The following is an 18807-nucleotide window of genomic DNA, read 5'->3' on the forward strand; positions in this document are numbered from 1 at the left end:
ATCTTTTTTAGCGTTGAAAATTACGTTTCTTTTGCTCTCTTTCCAAATAGCTGCTAATTTCCGCTTCTGTTAGCCGATAGGGTTCCTCCATTTTTCGAACCAAATCGGGATTTGTTTCAGCTAAATCCTTCGTTTCGGCCTGATCTTCTTTAAGGTTAAACAACATCCACGGATCTTCGGGCTTCTCCCTCAAAATTTTATAATCCCCCCATATCAGCGCTTCATGGGATTGGTATTTAAAGAATAGGGAAGCATGGGGAGAATGAACGGTCTGGCCTGTAAGTACCGGAATGGGGTTTTTGCCATCAATAAACCGATCCTGCGGCAGTTCTGCTGCTGCAAGGTCTGCCACCCCGACAAAAAGGTCCGGTGACCAAAGCCTAGTGCTTATGATGGAGTTCGCTTTAATTTTTCCCGGCCACTTTGCCAGCGCAGGGACATGGATCCCTCCCTCCCAAAGCGTGACCCCTGCACCCTTAAATGGCGCATTGGATTGAATATCCAGGTAAGGATAAAAGGCTCCATTGTCTGAGTAGAAAAACACGAACGTGTTGTCCGAAATACCCAATTCATCCAACCGCTCCATTAGCCTGCCGATTGCCCTATCAATGGCAGTGACCACGGCCTGAAACCTTTTTTTGGGATCTTCTACCTCAGGGCCAAAATCATAGGGCTCAAAAGCATCATCGGGTGCTTTCCAACTATTAGGCTCTCCGGGATCAACGTTCCTGTCTCCGGGATGGTGGGGCGCATCGAAAGGAAGGTAAACCATCCAGGGGATTTCCTGGGAAGATTTTTCTGTGATAAAATCCATGGCGGCATTGGCGAACAAATCCGTGCTGTATTCCCCATGCCGGTTGATGGCAGTGGTATTGTGATACAGGTCTTTGCGACCGGCATATACATGAGTAAAATGATCGGCGTTTCCGGAGGCAATGCCCAGAAATTCATCAAACCCTCGTTCGGTAGGCCTGGACCCAGGGGCAAAACCAATGTTCCATTTCCCAAAAGCGGCAGTTGCATAGCCGTGCGGACTATTCTTCACAAACTGAGGTAAAATGATTTCCGAGTGTGGAAGGCCAATACCGTAATTGCCCTCAAGACCTACCAACTGTGTGGATAGCTGGTTTCGTTGGGGAATCCTGCCGGTAAGCAATGCCGCCCGTGAAGCCGTACAGGTTGGAGATGCCGTGTAAAAATTCGTCAACAGTGCCCCCTGGCTCGCCAACAAATTCAGATTCGGGGTGATTATAGTAGAAGCATCGTTAAAGGGTTTGAGATCTCCGTACCCAACGTTGTCTACCGTGATGATAAGAATATTTGGTGGCGGGTCAGTAGAGTCACCAACGCTTTCCAGCAAGGCACCTGCTACCTGGCCAGGCAGCATTACCAAGGGTAACATCAGCCCGAATAGCAGGCTGGATATTCTTTCTTTTGGTTTGTAAATTCCTAACATATCATTTGTTTCAGGTCAAGATAGTGGTTTTTTTCAGCTTGTCCAGGCAGATGTAAGGGACCAGGATGTGGCAAAAAAACCATTGAGTCAACTCAGCATAAACTACAGGTAATCTATCATTTAACAAAGCCCATTTTATGTTTCTTTTAGCCTTTTTCCGGTAGGTCGTTTTTCCGGATCTCACGCAGTTTTTGGCGGAGGATATCCTGCATGCGTGCCACCGTTTTCTGGTAGGCGGGAAGCTGAGCCAGATTGTTATACTGCTTGGGGTCCTGTTCTATATCAAACAGCTCCATTCCGTCCTCCCCTTCTTCTCCGTATTGGATAAAGGCCCATTTTTCATTTCGGATCAGAAAAGTATGGGTGCCCCTCCAAACATTGACAGAGAAAGCAAAATCCCTGGTATGATAGCTTGGATCATCCAAGGTCGGGGCGAAACTAATACCCTGAATTTCGTCCGCTGGTTCTATATCTGCAAGTTCGGCTATGGTCGGATACAGATCAATCAGTTCGACGAAGGAATGACAGACCTGTGCTTCTTTCCCGGGAACTTTGACAATCAAGGGAACCCGGGAAGACTCTTCTTTTAAACTGACTTTCATCCAAAAATCATGTTCTCCCAGGTGAAAGCCATGATCCGAAGTAAAGATGACAATCGTATTTTCCTCCAGGCCTTCTTCTTCCAGGGTTTGTAGTATTTTACCGACCTGTGCGTCCATATAGGTGACAGAGGCATAGTAAGCTCCAATCGCTTTTTTCTGTTGCTCCTCAGTCATTTTCGCATTCAGGGTGGTAACGTAATTTATCCCCTTCTCAGGAATATCATCCCAATCTCCCAGCACCTTTGGTGGAAGCACTACTTGCTCATAAGGATACCGCTCAAAGTAATTTCTAGGAGCCACAAAGGGCACATGGGGCCGCACCAAGCCTACGGCCAGAAAAAAGGGCTCGTCTTTGAATTTACGTATCAGTTCGGAGGCTTTTTGAGCGGTTTTCCCATCGGAGTGGACCAGGTCATCTCCATCGGCTTTGACAATGGTCATCACGTTTCCACCCTTTCTAGGCAATAAGCCATAGGGGTTGTTTTGAACCAGTTCCGCCTCTCCTTCGGCGGTCCATTCCGGCCCCTGGCTATTATACCTTTCGTTCCAGGAAGCCTCATCATCTGTGCCATTGGAGCCCTTTTCGATATCGCCCGGCACTCCCATGTGAAAAATTTTGCTTACCCGGGCAGTGTGCCAGCCGTTTTCCTTGAAAAGTTGAGGCCACATCTTTTTGTCCGGGCCAATATTTTCCCGGCCACTGACGTATCCGAAAGTGCCGGTCGCATGCGGATAGTATCCCGACATCATGGAAGCGCGTGAGGGCCCGCAAACCGGGTATTGACAATATGCCCGGGTATAGCGGGTACCTTCGCTAGCTAGCCGGTCAATATTGGGTGTATATCCCGCACTGTTTTCATAGGAAGAAACGGCAGTAGTGGTCAGGTCATCGGAAATGATAAACAAAATATTGGGTTTTTCGCTGGTCTGTGCAAAGGTGGAAAAACAGCCCATCAGGAGTAGCCCAACTAGTAATTGCTTTTTGAACATGGATTTATTATTTAGGGATTGTCAATGGCAAAAAAGACAAAAAATCCCTCCGAAAAAAGCCGGAGGGATTTTTAAATCAATAGCCTGCATTTTGTGTCAGATTGGTATTCAGTTCCCGCTCTCGCTGAGGAATGGGCCAAAGGTAATCCCTGACCGGATCAAAGGAACGGTCAAAGCCATCGAGCCGTATTTGTTTCCATTCCCCATCTTCTTCATAAAACCGGCCCATGGGCACTCCAGGCATGACCTGTTCTGCCAGCTGCCACCTGCGGAGGTCAAACAATCGGAATCCTTCGTATGCCAGTTCTACCGACCTTTCCATCCGGATAAGTTCTCTTAACTCATCAGCCGTAGAAGCTATTTCAGGCGTGATGGCTGGCAAATCTACACTTTCGCGCTGTCTGACTTCGTTGATCGCATCATAGACCGTCTGGTCTATTTCTCCAAGCTCAGTCTTTGCTTCTGCATAAGTCAATAATACCTCGGCATAGCGCATCAACATGATATTTAATCCGGAGTTGGAAGGATTCGTATAATCCTCCTCGTCTACATACTTTCGGATATTGTATCCGGTAGCGGTAGAATAAACGGTAATCTGAACCGCATCCGATCCATCTGTATTCGGAGTAGAACCATATATGCCTCCATCCGGAAGCGGTGTTCGCCCGGAAATGAAAACGGATTGATATAGTCTGGGATCTCTGTTTTCCAAAGGATTTTGGGGATCGTAGCCACTTTGGGGATCGGAGATGGGCAGGCCATTCGCCATGGGATAGCGATCGATCATGGCCTGCGTTGGGACATATAGGCTTCCTGAACTACCGGGAATCTGGCTCCAGGGGGCAGCCGTTGCGTAAATATTATGCGAGTTCACATCGGCTGCAAACTCCCTGGCTAATAGCACTTCCTGGTTATTTTCCCCTTCATATTGAAATAGCTCAAAATAGTCCGGATACAAGGCATATTCCTGACTATCCATGATGGTTTTAGCTGCCGCTGCAGCCTCAGTAAACCTGCCTGCATACAGCATGGCTCTAGCCTGAAGTCCCAATGCTGCTCCCTTTCCTATCCTGCTATCATTCTGGTAGGGAAGCCAGTCTGCTGCCTGGCTCAATTCCTCCGCCACAAAATCCCAAATTTCATTTACTGGAGTACGGGTTACCGACCTACCGGTCTCTATGTCAATCCCGGAAGTTATCAAAGGAACATCCCCAAATAGCATGGCCAACTTGATATAATGGTACGCCCGCAGCGTCATTACTTCACCCTTCAGCCGATTGATCGCCGCCTGGTCCCCGGCTTCTACCTGATCAATGTTATCCATAAAGTCATTTGCTCTACGGATAGCCCGATAAGCATTTTGCCATTCGCTGAAATACCTACCGGAGGCAATGGTTCCAAAACCACGCTGCAAGTCCACATTGGCATTAAAGGGGTGATTGGTCAATAAATGATCCGTCAGGCCATCATAGGAGAAGATGCTGGTCCCATCCAGTGTGGGATAGACCGCATTGGCTGCAAATTCAGCATCCCCCAGGGTTTGCCAGAATATTTCTTTTGAAATTCTATCGTTCGGTATGGTTTCCAACAAATCGGCTTGGCAACCCATCCATGCTAGTGTCAGCAAGGAAATCCATATTTTTATATCGCTATATTTTTTCATCTCTAATCTTGTTTAAAATCGAACATTGGCACCTAAAGAATACATGCTCACCTGTGGATAATATTGGCCCCTGCCGGAAGGAATTTCCGGATCCAGGTCCCAGCGATTAAGTTCTGAAAAAGTCAATAAATTGGTAGCTCCCAAAAACAACCGAATACGCTCTACGGAAAGCTTGTCTATAATCATAGCGGGCAAATTGTATCCCAACACGATGTTTTTCAACCTCAGGTAGGAGGCATCGATCAGCTGCGTATCAGAGGTTTGAAAGTTTCTACCGTCGCCTTTGATGGGCCGGGGAAATTCCGCGTTAGTATTTTCCGGTGTCCAGTAATTGTCCGTATAAATCGCATGGGTAAAGGTTTCATACGTTGCAATTTGCTGGAAGGCACCGTCCAGTCTGGTTTTATGCCCTGCTGCGCCCTGAAACTGAACAAATAAATCAAAGTTGCCATAGGTGAAATTACCGTTAAGCCCAAAATCAAATCTAGGAAAAGACAATCCAAGATACTGGTGGTCTTCTTCATTGATGATACCATCTTCGTTCATGTCCAGGTACTTGACATCCCCCGGGGCGGAATTAGGTCGGAGCGTGGGGTAATTGTCTGCCGCTTCCTGGGTTTGAAACACACCTTCTGTCAGGTAACCCCAGTGAGAATTGATCGGCAATCCTTCTTCAATGATAAAGCGTGGGCCTGTAGTGCCTCCGGAAATATAGGGCCCTGAATCTACCAGGTCCATGACTTCATTGGTATTGTCACTGAAATTGAAACCTAAGTCGTAGGTCAATTTTTGCCCTCCCCTCAGGTTTAAGCCGATCTCATAACCTTCATTTTTAACCTTGCCGGCATTCTGCACGGGTGCTCCCAAGCCTATCAAAGCCGGTATGGGCAGTTGCAAAAGGATCCCATCGGTAAGTTTATTGTAATAATCGAAGGTCACCGACAGCCGGTCATCAAAGAGCCCCATATCGAAACCGATATTGGTTTGATAGGTGGTTTCCCAAGTAAGGTTCTGGTTGGCCAGATTGGACTGGGCAAAACCCTGCGCGGCGGATTCATCAAAGGAGTAATTGATGGCACTCAGCGTTTCAAAAAACGTATATAAATCTACCGCCTGATTTCCTGTGGCTCCCCTGGATCCACGTAATTTAAATTCGTTTACGGTCTCTTTCAGGTCCAGCCAGAAATTTTCCTCTGACAGCCTCCAACCAGCTGAAAAGGAGGGGAAGAAGCTGTAGCGGTTGTCTTCACTAAATCGGGAGGAACCATCGTACCGGCCATTGAGTTCAAGGAAATATTTATTTCCAAAATTGTAATTGAACCTGGCAAAATAGGACCTCAAGCCCCATTCGGCATCAAAACCATTGGCATCCCGGTTTTCATCCGAACCCTGACTGAGGGACTGCACGTCATTATTGTAAAATTCCTGTCGGAAACCACTCACCTGATTGCTCTTGTTGTCAATGGTAGAATAACCCAGTAAGCCTGTAAACTTGTGGGCTCCAATTTCCTTCTGATAGGTAAGGAGACTATTCAGGGTGTATTCTGTCAGGTACCTTCTGAATTCAGTAAGGCGGTTGACCTGTCGCTGAGCCACTCTGCCATTGAGTGGGTCCCGATTAAAATACCTGTTGGAAAATGTTTTGATCTGGGAATGATCATTCCGCATGGCATACTGGGTGGAGAAAGTCAGGCCGGGCAAAATATCGTAATCAAACTTTACACTTCCGGTAATATAGTCGTTGATCGTTCGGCTGTCGCCTGTTAGTTCCGCAAAAATGAGTGGGTTATTGACCTGAGGTCCGAGCCCATACTCCCCGGTTTCGTACCGGGGCCAGGAAAACTTACTGGCATGCAACATGTACTGAAATACCCGTGCTTCCCCATCACCAGAGGTGGACAAGCCGGCAGGCTGTAAAGACTCTTTCGTCCGGTAGTTTAAATCCCCGGAAAACCGAATTTTTTCTGAAGCTTTTAAATCCAGATTGATCCTGAACTCATTCAGCTTGTCGCTGAAATTTGGAGCTACCCCGTCAATACTTTGGCGACGCAGGCTAAAACGACCACTAAAAGACTCCCCTCCACCGCTTACCGAAAGGGTATGGTTTTGCTGTGGTGCTACCTTCAACATGCCCAAATCATCTCTTCGCCAGTAGGGATAAGGAAGTGGAAATTCCGGGCTGGGTGCATTGGCTACATACTCCTGAATATCCGCATCGGTATAAGGCAATGCTCGTCCTGCATTGGCATGTGCCACGTTTTCCAGCCGAAGGTAACTTCCCACATCCATATGTTCGGGACGGTTGGTTACATCCTGCAAAGCGTAATAGCCGTCATATCCCACCCTGATTTCTCCTTTTTTTCCTCTTCTGGTCGTGACCAAAATTACTCCGTTGGCTGCCCTAGAGCCATAGATAGCGGCCGAAGAGGCATCTTTCAGGACCGTAACCGATTCTATATCATTCGGATTGATATCGTTGATCCTTTGTTCGATGCCATCTACTATAATCAGAGGATTATTGTTTCCAAGGGTCGTGATCCCCCTGATACGGATATTGATATTATTGTTGCCGGGTCTTCCCCCTTGGTCTACCACGGTTACTCCCGGGGCAAAGCCCTGCAGGGATTGCTGGAAATCTGCCACTGGACGTCTTTCCAGGACCTCGCCGGAAACTTCTGCCAGGGAATTGGTTACCGACAATTTTTCCTGAACCCCGTATCCAACCACGACGACCTCATCCAGTGAGGTTTGATCTTCCCTAAGGGTTATTTCCAAACTGGTTTGGTTACCGGGCTCCACCCGCTGCGATTCGTAACCGATAAAGGAGATCAATATCACCCCTCCCTCCGGCACATCCAATTGGAAGGTCCCGTCTATATCGGTAACGGTTCCGGTAGACATCCCCTCAATTACTACTGTAGCCCCAGGAATGGGTTCCCCATTGGTATCTTTCACTACTCCGCTAACCGGATCCTCCACTTCAGACGCGGGGGCTTCCATTCCCCGGATATTTTTCAGTGATCCTACATAAATGGTGTGATTTACCTGCTTGAACTTCAGCCGAGCTGATTTTGAGATTTCCGCAAGCAATGCATACACCGAATGTTCACCCGGCTTGACGGTTATGGATTGGTCAGGATCAATCAAGTCGTCCGCAAAAATCACGTGAAATTGGGTTTTGGATTCCAATTCCTTGATAATGGCTGCAATTGGCCAGTCGGCTTTGGTGAGGCTGATGAATGTTTCATCGATGGGTTTGATTTGTGCTTCCGTGTCATTGGCCAGCAGGGTGGTCAGGAACAGGGATTGCAGCACCAATCCATACAAGAGTTGACGTGATACCATCTTGATTAGGTAAAGTATGTTTCTTTTCATAATTTGGTATGTTTTTATTGTTGATACACATAAAAGCAGGCAGGGTAAACCAGGACATTTGGCGATGGAAAGGTTTATCCTGCATTTTTTATCATAGGCTACGAGGGATAAATGGTGACGACATTATGTTCTAACGAGTGGGTAAAATTCAAGGTAAAACCAAGACCGATTAGCATATTTTCCAGGTTATCATTGGCAAAGGTACCCGAGACGGTCCGGTTAAGATCCAGATTACCCCGGGTCTCAATGGAAACCCCGTACCAATTTTCAAGAGACTCCAGAACGTTTTTGATATTTTCATTCCTGAAATGGATCAGTCCGTCCTTCCATAAAAAAGGATCCAGGCTTTCAAATGTGGCCAGGTGAAGCTTTTCGGGATTTTCCTGCCGGTAAGCGGCAAGTTGACCAGGATCCAGCACCAACACCTCTTCTTTCTCCGTGTTGATTTTCACTCTGACTTTACCTTCAAGTAGTGCTACGTCTGTTTTTTCCCCTTGAGATTTAACGTTGAATTTTGTTCCCAGTACCTCTGTGGTTAATTCACCTGCGTGCACCCTGAACGGACGAGTGGTATCATGGATCACTTCAAAAAAAGCCTCCCCTTCCAAAAACACTTCTCTGGACTCTCGGTCGAATTTTTCCGGAAACCGGATCTTTGAGTTGGCATTAACCCAAACTTTACTATCGTCCGGGAGCTCCAATGCCAATTTTTGACCTGGCAAAACACTTCTTTCTATCCATTGGACGGTGCTATTCTTTTCTTCAGACTTGCTTTGATTTTCATTCATCACCTGAAAGCCTAAAAACGTCAGCCCGAAAAATAAAAGCCAGCTAGCCGCTGAACGGATAAGGGCCATGTTGAGAAAAGATTTAGTTTGAGAGGTGCGACGAGCCTTTTTTTGGATGCTGGAATTGATTTGAGCCAGGAGCCGCTCATTGCGCTCATTATCTCTCTGGGAATTTCCCTTTTGGTTCCAGGCTTCTTCCAGTATTTCTTCCAGGTGATGGTTTGAGCCAGGGTGAGCCAGCCAGTTTTCAACCTGCTTTATTTCGGAAGGACTTGCCTGCCCGTTTATGAATCGCCTGATGATAGATTTATCCAATGTATTCGTCTTTATTAGAATACACCGGTTTTGAAATTTATACTTAACGGAAACTCCAAAAATTATCAGATGGCCAAATAAAAAAGTGACCGATAAACCATCACCACGAAATAATATGTATTAATACAATAAAGAATGTCGATTTATCCAAATTTTTACTGTTGAAAAACTTCTTCCCCAAATAAAGATGGTGTTCTATGGTCCGGACGGAAAGTTTTAATTTCATGGCTATTTCTTTATTAGACAAGCCGTCTATCCTACTGAGCCTAAAAACCCGCTGTTGAACTTCAGGCATTTCACCGATCCTGTTCATTGCCTGCACCCTACGTTCCTGAAAGCATATCCTTTGCAAGGTATCTTGTTGTTGATCCATTTGAGATTCGGCTGGAACTTCTGAAAGGTCACAGTGTCGTTTTCTGTCGCGCAAGCGATTTAGAATTTGATTCTTTACTGACCTGAAGAGGTAGGCAGCAATATTTCTTTCCGAATCCAAATGTTGCCTTTTTTCCCAAATGTTAACAAATATGACCTGAACCACCTCCTCGGCTTCATCCGGATTTCCTAAAAAACGATCTGCAAAACCCAACATTCTATCCACGTACCTCTGATAAAGTTCTTCAAAGGCCGATTGGTCTCCCTGCCGGATCAGGAGTACGATTTCGGATTCTTCACGTAGGGAATGCTTTCTCACTTAGTCCATTATCATAACTAATGAGATTAAATTAAGCAAAAATTTACCATATTTTCCAGCTTTAGGTAAAACTTCATCCGGGATTTTAGAATTTCCCGAAATTACCCCTCAAACCTCTCCGAATGTACCACCGCTCCCAGCACATCCCGGTGCTCAAACAGAATTTCGGGTTTTCCGTAATCGCGAGCTACCCGAATGCTTAAAAATCCTCCTTTGAGCCGCAAAAACCGATGCTCCGGACGCACGTCTCCTTCTTTCCAACCCTGGGAATGGCAGTCACTTACGGGACCCGATCCAAATTCCATCAGTCCGGTTTCGGTATCCTTTGAAACATATTGCCAGTGACGGTCCCCATTGACCACATACCTATTGGGTTGACTTGAAAGAAAGTTGCGTAGCCATTCTCCCTCGTGCTGAAAACTGGTATTGGCATGATTGTCACTTTTCTTTTCCCGGTCAGGCCCCACCACCGGGGTAGCCGTAAACAGGATCTTAAAGGTGGCATCCGAGGCGTTCACACTTTCCTGAAACCATTCCTTCTGCTCCTCTCCCCAAATCGTTTTCTCCGGACCGTCTTCCATGGTGTTTTCCGAGCGGTATTCCCTACCCTCCACCAGCCATACCTGCAAGTCCTTGCCCCAGCGAAGGGTGCGGTAAGGTTTTCCTTCTATCGGCACGTTTTCGTACCAAAGTTTCAGTCCATCGTCAAAGGTCAACTCTCCATAAGGTCCCTTGCCCCGGTACATGTCGTCCTTGAGCAGGTCGTGGTCGTCCTTGACCATATACACCGGCACCTCCTTATAGAAATCCCTTAGGGAAAGCCAGCCATCCATGGCATGCCATTTATGCCGGGCCTTTTCCAGGTTTTTGGCCAGTGGTCCTGGCTTATCGTAATAGATGTAATCTCCGGTATGGATAAAAAAATCAGGCTGTAACCGTCTCATGCTATCGTAGGTCTGAAATCCCCTGCGCTCATCGTCGAAACTCCAGAAATACTGGCAAGTAGAGGTGGTGAAAAATACCGGCACCGATTCTGTTTCGGAAGCCGGGGTACGAAAACTACCGCTTTCTTTCCTGATGATTTCGCTTTCCAATGGTTTCGCCTCCCATTCCACCTGATAGGCCGTATCCGGCTGAAGGCCCTTTACGGGAATTTTCACTGTAAAATCATCAACCGACTCCGCCGTCTGCCAGGAAGAAATATAAACTGATCGCCCACTTTTGGTGGAAACCTTTGCCCTCACCCGGCCCGAGGATCCCATAACCGCTCCATCCATTTCAGCTACCGGCTGATTCTCATCAAAATCTATGGGGTGACGGAATACTTTTTCCTGACGCTGATGGCGTACCGGCTGCGGAAATTCCTGCCCACAGAGCCGGGTCCAGAGCATGGCGGATTCTTGTCCTACCTCAGCTATTTTAAATCCATTGGTAAAATAAACACCGGTAGCGGACCTTGAAACCAGATTAAGGAATTTATGGATGGGATGGGCAAGGAGTTTTGGAATGGCCATCAGGGAAAGCAAGCCTATCCCTGTTTTCTTGAAAAATCCCCTTCTGTTCGCTTTTTTCATGGATAATTTGGTTTAAATTGGGTGTATTGGACATTTTGAGCAAACTGGATCATAGGGTGATATAAACCATTTAACGATCCATTTAAGGTGTTTTCTCAGCTGAACCCTAAATTCAGGCCAAATCTCCCCTGATCCGGCTATATGCCTGGCTTGCTGATACCGATGTTAAATTTAAATAAAAATCCTGTGATCTGTATGCGCTTTGTACCTTAATTGGCCTAATCAAACTTGAAACAAAAAATTCAAGACAAAAAAATCCTTCTCCCCGCCATCCTGCCGCACCCCCGGTTTTTTGTCAGCCCTACGCTCCTTTCATACATCAATAAAACTTTCGTTTTAATTTTCAATCTTTTAATTCATACATTTTGAATTTTACCCACCTTGCAAAAAACAAGGAATCTGTGGAGTTAACTTTTACTGATGATTCTGAAAACCATATCCTTAAGGAAGTAGGTCATTTGGGCTATTTTTTCTAATATGATGATTTCATTTATTGACGATGATCATTTAAATCCTCCTCTATTATTTACCTATTAGGCTTTGAATATCAATACCTAATACCTAACACCTACCTCTTCCGCCCAATTAGCGTAATCCTTAACCATTTCCTGAAGAATTTGTGGATTTTGCCCGCCAATTTCATTTAGTTCGGTGGGGTCCTTTTCCAGGTCAAATAATTCCCAATCAAATTCCGGGGCTTTGGAAATGATTTTCCATTTACCTTTTCGCATGGCCTGATGCCCAAAGTGCTCCCAATACAATTCCCGGTTTTGCTCCATTCGCTCCCCATTAAAAACAGGTACAAGACTTTTACCACGCAGCGGTTTTAGTTGGTTTCCCTGATAGCGCTCCGGATACGCTGTGTTGCTTAACTCCAGACAGGTGGCCATGATATCCACCACATGCCCCGTTTCCTTGGTGATTCCTTTTTGTGTAATTCCATTGGGCCAATGAGCAATCATCGGAGTGGCCATCCCTCCTTCTTCCAGCCACCTTTTGTACCTTCTGAAAGGCGTATTGGAAGCGATGGCCCAGGGTTTCTTAAAGGCAACGTAAGAACCGGGGTAGCCGATTTCGGAATCGGGGTCATGCATGTTCCTTCCGGCAATACTTTCAGAGGAGGCTCCATTATCGGATAGGAAAACGATTAGCGTGTTGTCATACATTCCATTTGCTTTTAACTCCCGGACCAATTTTCCGATTCCCTGATCCATCCGGTCCACCATGGCGGCATGAACCGTCATTCGTTTTGCCCAGTCGGCTTTATCTGCCGCTGCCTCCCAGGAAGGCACCCCCTCTTCTCTTGGCGTGAGACCGAAGTGAGGGTCTAATACCCCCAGGCGAAGCTGCCTTTCGTACCGCTCCTCCCGTAAAGAATCCCAGCCGATCGCATACCGGCCTTCGTACTTTCGAATATCTTCCGGTAAGGCGTGCAGGGGCCAGTGGGGTGCCGTATAGGCAAGATAAAGTAGAAAGGGCTTCCCAGGTTTGCTTTCCCCATGCTCCCGTATAAATTGCACCGCATGGTCTGAAAAGGCATCCGTCATGTAAAAGTCATCTTTGGGAGGCTCCCAGGGGTCGTCGTCCAGGGCCATTTGGCGTAGGCGTTCAGAGCCTTTGTCTAGCTCAAAATAGCTACTGCCACCACTGATTAATCCAAAATACCGGTCAAAGCCCCGTGTTCTGGGCCAATGCTCCTTCTTCTCGCCAACATGCCATTTTCCAGACATATAGGTAGCGTAACCAGCTTTCCCAAGCACTTCCGCAATCGTAATGGATTCCGTATTCAGAAAGCCCTGGTAGGGGCTGGGTTCCGGGTCGCTGGACACCGAACTGACCATCCCTCCCATACCGGCTTCATGGGGGTACAAACCCGTCAGCAGGGAGGCTCTGGTAGGGCAGCACCTGGCGGCATTGTAAAACCGCTGGAACCTCAAGCCATCTTTCGCCAGGCCATCCAGGTTTGGCGTAGCGATTTCGGACCCGTAGCATCCCAAATCGGAATACCCCATATCATCTGCCATAATGATGACAATATTAGGTCTTTCATCTACCTGGGTGTTACCCGGCCTTTGACAGCTTAGTGTCAGGTACAGCAAACCCAAAAACACAAATGTTGGTTGGCTTTTCATTGGAAATGATGGATAGGGTGGTTTTGGAAATATTTCTGGTTATCCTTTACCTCAAAATGGATCGTATTTAATAGCGTGAAAGTAAAGAGGCCACCGATTGCTGGACCGGGAGCCTCTTATCTTTTATAAACATCAATAACCCGGATTTTGGGAAAATTCTCCCGGGTTACCTACCCGGTCAATTTGGGTCTGGGGGATTGGCCTAACCAGGTGCATGTCTTGGATATTGGGTGCTGCATCCAAATTGTGCTGCCGTACCCTTTCCAACAGGGTCCCGGTACGCTTCAAGTCATACCAGCGGTGCTTTTCGCCGATCAATTCCCGAGCCCTCTCTTCCAGTATAAAATCCAGATCAATGTCTCCCGGAGCCACCTGCATTTCTTCCTCCATACCAGGCAGGGCGGCGCGGGTTCTCAGCACATTTATATAATCAGCGGCACCACCATTGTCATTCTGTCTCCAGGCCGCTTCACACGCAATCAGGTACATTTCTGCCAACCTTATCACCGGAAAGTCTCGTCTTCCTGCTGTTTCGTTGATGCTGGGTCGCAGGGGATCCAGAAACTTCAATAAGGAAGGGTAATTTCTGCGCTGATTGGTACCGATTTCCTGATAGGCGCTGACATCTCCTATCCAGTTGCCCTTGTAATCGATGATCCAGTAGGGGGCCGCCTGTTTAACTTCGTCCGGAACCGGCTCCATGACGATATGGATGGCCGTATCACCCGGGTTAACCTGATGGCCATTGATTTCGGCAGAGATATTGGCATACCAAACGGTCTTGAAAGACCCGTTCCAGCGGGCATCTTTTTCACGGTCATACAGACTAAAAAGGTAATTGGTGGGTAAAAACCGCTGGAATGGCCTGCCATTCTCCGTATCCCGGACCATGGCAGGATTAAAGGTATAATCAAATATAAAATACAGGTGGCCTGAATTCCCCGGTCCATTCAGCAAGGGATCATCAGTAAACTGTACCGTCCAGATAAATTCACTATTGTCCTCATTATTGATATCCCACAAGTCACCGTAAGGGGTCACCAAATCAAAACTATAATTGTTAATGACATTGCTGGCTAACCTTTCTGCTTCTTCCCAATTACCCAGGGTCAGCTGAACCCTGGCCAGCAATCCCTCGGCAGCCGCCTTGAAAGCCCTTCCGGGTTCGGATGCACTTTCGGGTAAATTGGCAACGGCGAATTCCAGGTCCGGAAGAATGCCATTTTCATAAATGGTATTAACCGGGGTCCTGTTGGCTTCTGTTTCCACCCCTGCTGTTTCATCCAGGGAAAAATGCACCTCTCCCCATTGCTGCACCAGGTGGAAATAATACAAAGCCCTCAGGAAACGCGCCTCGCCTTCGATTTCTGCCTTTCTTTGTTCAGATAATCCGGTGGCATCCTGAACCCTGTTAACTACTGTATTACATTGGTTTACACCGATATAAAGGTTATTCCAGATATTCGTTACCGTTCCACTGGTTCCCAGAAAATTGGGAGAATAATTATTAATATGTGGATTATTGGCAATGCCGCCAAAACCATTGGTGAAGATATCGGTGCCGGTAACGGTCAGGAAAAAACCATTTTGTTGCCCGTAAAAATTCCTCAATCTGGTATAGGAAGCTTTGAGGCCATCTTCGATACCTGCTGCGGTGACATAATATCCATCTGCTGTGGCCAGACTTACCGGATCCTCGATCAGGACCTCCTCACAAGCGCTTAAACCAATTAAAAGCGTTAGTCCGAGTATTAATGCTATATTTTTCATTTCAGGAACAATTTAAAATTTCAGATTCAAACCAAAAATGTACGTAGCCGTGGTAAGGGGGCTTCCTCCTCCCACAATGCCATTGGACGTTTCAGGATCTACCTTTGAATAAGGCGAAAAAATAAATGCATTGTTTACAGTAGAATAAATCCTGGCAGAGCTCATGCCCAATTTACTGATCCAATTCGCGTTGAAATTGTATCCAAGCGCAATGTTCCGGATCTTAATGTAGGATCCATCAAAATACCGCACCGCATCCGAATAGAGCGGTGCCTCTCCTGCATTGGGTCGCGGGATAGCATTGCTTGGATTGTCAGTTGTCCAATAATCCATATTGATGGCATTGTACCTCCCCTGCCAGTTGTTTCCCCCCAAATTATGGTAGTCACTTCTCAGCATTTGGCCCATCCGCGCATGTACTAATACCGATAGGTCAAACCCCTTAAAGGATACCCGGTTGGTCAAACCTCCTGACCAGTTGGGTACGGTAGAACCCAGGACTTTTCGGTCGTCTGCATTGATATTTCCATCCGGTTGCTTGGTCAGTTCTCCGTCCTCATTCCTTCCATTCACATCATTGATGCGAATATCACCGGGCTGCTGTCCAAAGTCAGCTGCCAGGTCTGCCTCGTCAGACTGCCAGATACCCGCCTGATCAAAACTATAAAAAACATTGACAGGCTCGCCGATAAACCACTGATTGCCCACATCGTCACTTTGACCTTCAAACAGTTCCGTAATTTGTTCGCGGTTGGAAAAAACGTTCATGCTCACATCCCATCGGAACCCGGAGGGGCGGTTGAGCAAATTGGCATTAGCCGAAAGCTCCCAGCCCGAGTTTCGGGTACTTCCAATATTTTGCAATACCGAATTGTAACCAGAGGTAATGGGAAGCAAGCGGGCGAGCAGCAAATCACTGGTATTGGTGATGTAATATTCCAGGGATCCGCTTATTCGATCCTCCAAAAACCCATAATCCAATCCAACATTAACCGTCTTCGAAATCTCCCACCTCAAATCCGGGTTTGGAATAAGGTTATTCCCGTACCCAAATCCAGCATTGCTTCCAAAAATATAGGTAGTGCGTTCCAAGCCGCCCAAGGTCTGAAACGGGTCAATAGCGGTATTACCCACCTCTCCGTAGCCGGCGCGAAGTTTGAGAAACGACACCTGGCTACCTTGTAAAAACGACTCTTCTGTCAGGATATAGCCTGCAGAAAAGGCCGGAAAAAAGGCCCATTTATTTCCTTCTGCCAAGCGGGAAGAACCGTCTGCCCGACCGGTCAGGGTAAACAGAAACTTGTCATCAAAACGATAATTGACACGCCCCATATAGGACATCAGGCCCCAATCGCCCAGGGAACTACCGATGCCAGTGATCGTAGAGGAGCTGCCCAAATCATAAAAAAGAGATTTCTCGATGGGTATATCTTGCCCGGATAAAGACGATTCTTCAAATCGACTGGCCTGAATGGAAAACAAACCGACCAAATTCAACGCATGTTTGCCAAAAGTTCGGTCGTAAGAAAGAATGTTTTCCTGGGTATAGGCAAAGTCCAGGTCGTTTTCTACAGATCCTTGATTAATATTCCCTTCAAGCCTACCCGTATACCTTCCCCTTCGCGCTATGTTAAAGTCAGGTCCGTAGTTTACACGCAGTTTTAAATGATCGTTGAACTGGTATTCGGCGAAAATATTAGCGAATATCCGGTTCCTGCGGGTTTCATCCACATATTGATAGGGTTGGTAATTTAACAAGGGATTGGCCAGCAGTCCTTCCCGGGGATTGGGAAAAGCCAGGAAATTTCCTTCTTCGTCCGTAGGTCCTACTAGTGGAGAATAACCCAGCGAGTTGTTATAAGGCGCATTGGACATCTGGTTCCGCTCGCTAAGGCTGACCGTTCCGCTCAGGCCCAATCGAAGTTTATCTGTCAATTGCGATTCCAGGTTCACCCTGACCGAAGTTCGTTCAAAATTGGTACCCGGAATGTAGCCGTCTTCATTAAAAAAAGAACCGGATACGTAATAATTGATCTTATCCGTTCCACCACTTACAGACACCTGGTGGTCCTGCTGGCTTCCCGACTGAATTGCCAAATCCAACCAGTCGGTAAACCTGCCTGCCTGTAGGTTTTCGATTTCTAACGGTGCGAGAAAATTGCCGTCAAAACTGGGATCATCTCCTGCATGTCCCCTGGCGATTCTGGAATAGGCCGCAAACTCCTGCCCATTCATCAGGTTCAGGTCTTGAATGGGTTGCTTGACCCCATAATACCCATCGTAGCTGATGACGGCTTTCCCAGTCTTGCCCCTTTTGGTGGTAATCAAAACCACACCATTAGCACCCCTGGAACCATAGATGGCCACCGCACTGGCATCTTTTAATACTTCCATGGATTCAATATCGTTGGGGTTAAAATCACTGATATTGGCACTAGTAGGGATGCCATCAATGACATACAGCGGATTATTGGAGGCATTGATCGACCGGTTGCCCCGGATACGGATTTGTACCGGAGAGCCAGGAGAACCGTTGGCCCGGACGATGTCCACCCCTGCCAGCCTTCCCTGGGATTGTTCCAGGAAATTTCCTGCCGGTGTTTCCTTCAGGTCCTCGCTGGACACGGAGGAAATCGCACCTGTGAGATCGCTTTTTCGCTGGGTTCCGTAGCCGACTACCACCACTTCTTCCAGATCAGACTGATCTTCCTCCAAGACAATATCCAGATTGGTTTGATTGGCGACGGTAATTCTCTGGGATTGGTAGCCGATAAAAGAAATCAATATTACCTCGCCTTCATCGGCATCGATAGTGAAATTACCATCGATATCGGTCACCGTCCCCTGGTTGGTGCCTTCCACAATGACGGTTGCTCCCGGAATAGGCTGGCCAGTTTCGTCCGCCACGGTCCCCGTAATTTCAATCCAGTCTTCCTCAAGCTCTCCATTGTTTGAAAGGTAATCAGTCAGTTTAAGGGGTACCATACCTTTGTGTCGGGTCACAAAAATATTTTCATTGACCCTTTTAAAATCAAAATTCACCTGCTCGGTTAGTTTTTGAAGGATGGTTTTTAGATCTGCGGTCATGTTTAAAGTAACCCTGGAATCATCCCTGGCTACTTCCTGGTTGTAGGCAAACACAAAATCGGTTTGTTTTTCCAGGTGAGAAAGTACCCTGACCAGTTTTTGGTTATGGGCGCTTAACGTGACCTGGTAATCCTCCAGGCCTTGACTGGAGGAGGGTGCTGCCATGATGGACTGAATGAGCAGCATCTGTAGCAGGAAATACTTCAAGGTTCGTTTGGAGTAAAACACAATTAGCCTTAGTAAATTAATTTTCATAATTTTAAATGTTTATTGTTAATTGTTGATGGGTACTACCCGTTGCTAGTGTCCGGGGCTGTTACCGCAGCTCCGGATTCATTGCTGGTTATTTTTCCATAGGCATCTT

The 18807-nt window shown here is 46.9% G+C and carries 10 protein-coding genes; all 10 read right to left on the reverse strand.

The window, feature by feature from the left end:
* Window positions 1-7 precede the first annotated feature (7 nt).
* The 10 genes from GJS45_RS20195 to GJS45_RS20240 all read right to left on the reverse strand — a co-directional run bounded on the left by GJS45_RS20195 (window position 8) and on the right by GJS45_RS20240 (window position 18698).
* Window positions 8-1456, reverse strand: coding sequence for a sulfatase-like hydrolase/transferase (locus GJS45_RS20195; protein ID WP_162343681.1), 1449 nt, complete (start codon window positions 1454-1456; stop codon window positions 8-10).
* A gap of 146 nt (window positions 1457-1602) precedes the next feature.
* The gene (locus tag GJS45_RS20200; protein ID WP_162343682.1) at window positions 1603-3048 is read right to left on the reverse strand and encodes a sulfatase; all 1446 of its coding nucleotides are present in this window, start codon (window positions 3046-3048) and stop codon (window positions 1603-1605) included.
* Between the two features lie 76 nt (window positions 3049-3124).
* Window positions 3125-4711, reverse strand: coding sequence for a RagB/SusD family nutrient uptake outer membrane protein (locus GJS45_RS20205; protein ID WP_162343683.1), 1587 nt, complete (start codon window positions 4709-4711; stop codon window positions 3125-3127).
* 12 nt (window positions 4712-4723) lie between these two features.
* The gene (locus tag GJS45_RS20210; RefSeq protein WP_162343684.1) at window positions 4724-8086 is read right to left on the reverse strand and encodes a SusC/RagA family TonB-linked outer membrane protein; all 3363 of its coding nucleotides are present in this window, start codon (window positions 8084-8086) and stop codon (window positions 4724-4726) included.
* 98 nt (window positions 8087-8184) lie between these two features.
* Window positions 8185-9189: a FecR family protein gene (locus tag GJS45_RS20215; RefSeq protein WP_162343685.1), complete on the reverse strand. Its 1005-nt coding sequence runs from the start codon at window positions 9187-9189 to the stop codon at window positions 8185-8187.
* A gap of 100 nt (window positions 9190-9289) precedes the next feature.
* On the reverse strand, window positions 9290-9880 hold the full coding sequence (locus tag GJS45_RS20220) for an RNA polymerase sigma factor (protein ID WP_162343686.1): 591 nt from the start codon (window positions 9878-9880) through the stop codon (window positions 9290-9292).
* Between the two features lie 101 nt (window positions 9881-9981).
* On the reverse strand, window positions 9982-11454 hold the full coding sequence (locus GJS45_RS20225) for an alkaline phosphatase D family protein (protein WP_162343687.1): 1473 nt from the start codon (window positions 11452-11454) through the stop codon (window positions 9982-9984).
* Window positions 11455-12008: 554 nt separating this feature from the next.
* A complete protein-coding gene (locus tag GJS45_RS20230; RefSeq protein WP_235954893.1) occupies window positions 12009-13586 on the reverse strand; it encodes an arylsulfatase in 1578 nt (525 codons plus the stop codon).
* A gap of 132 nt (window positions 13587-13718) precedes the next feature.
* On the reverse strand, window positions 13719-15356 hold the full coding sequence (locus tag GJS45_RS20235; RefSeq protein WP_162343688.1) for a RagB/SusD family nutrient uptake outer membrane protein: 1638 nt from the start codon (window positions 15354-15356) through the stop codon (window positions 13719-13721).
* 12 nt (window positions 15357-15368) lie between these two features.
* Entirely contained in the window at window positions 15369-18698 is a 3330-nt protein-coding gene (locus tag GJS45_RS20240) for a SusC/RagA family TonB-linked outer membrane protein (RefSeq protein WP_162343689.1), read from the reverse strand.
* Window positions 18699-18807: the final 109 nt, after the last annotated feature.

Source organism: Cyclobacterium salsum (assembly GCF_010119245.1).
Taxonomy (GTDB): domain Bacteria; phylum Bacteroidota; class Bacteroidia; order Cytophagales; family Cyclobacteriaceae; genus Cyclobacterium; species Cyclobacterium salsum.

What these genes read in the sequence shown, in the direction of transcription:
- GJS45_RS20195 (WP_162343681.1), bottom strand. Translation starts at nt 1,456, where the DNA reads ATGTTAGGAATTTACAAACCAAAAGAAAGAATATCCAGCCTGCTATTC.
- GJS45_RS20200 (WP_162343682.1), bottom strand. Translation starts at nt 3,048, where the DNA reads ATGTTCAAAAAGCAATTACTAGTTGGGCTACTCCTGATGGGCTGTTTT.
- GJS45_RS20205 (WP_162343683.1), bottom strand. Translation starts at nt 4,711, where the DNA reads ATGAAAAAATATAGCGATATAAAAATATGGATTTCCTTGCTGACACTA.
- GJS45_RS20210 (WP_162343684.1), bottom strand. Translation starts at nt 8,086, where the DNA reads ATGAAAAGAAACATACTTTACCTAATCAAGATGGTATCACGTCAACTC.
- GJS45_RS20225 (WP_162343687.1), bottom strand. Translation starts at nt 11,454, where the DNA reads ATGAAAAAAGCGAACAGAAGGGGATTTTTCAAGAAAACAGGGATAGGC.
- GJS45_RS20230 (WP_235954893.1), bottom strand. Translation starts at nt 13,586, where the DNA reads ATGAAAAGCCAACCAACATTTGTGTTTTTGGGTTTGCTGTACCTGACA.
- GJS45_RS20235 (WP_162343688.1), bottom strand. Translation starts at nt 15,356, where the DNA reads ATGAAAAATATAGCATTAATACTCGGACTAACGCTTTTAATTGGTTTA.
- GJS45_RS20240 (WP_162343689.1), bottom strand. Translation starts at nt 18,698, where the DNA reads ATGAAAATTAATTTACTAAGGCTAATTGTGTTTTACTCCAAACGAACC.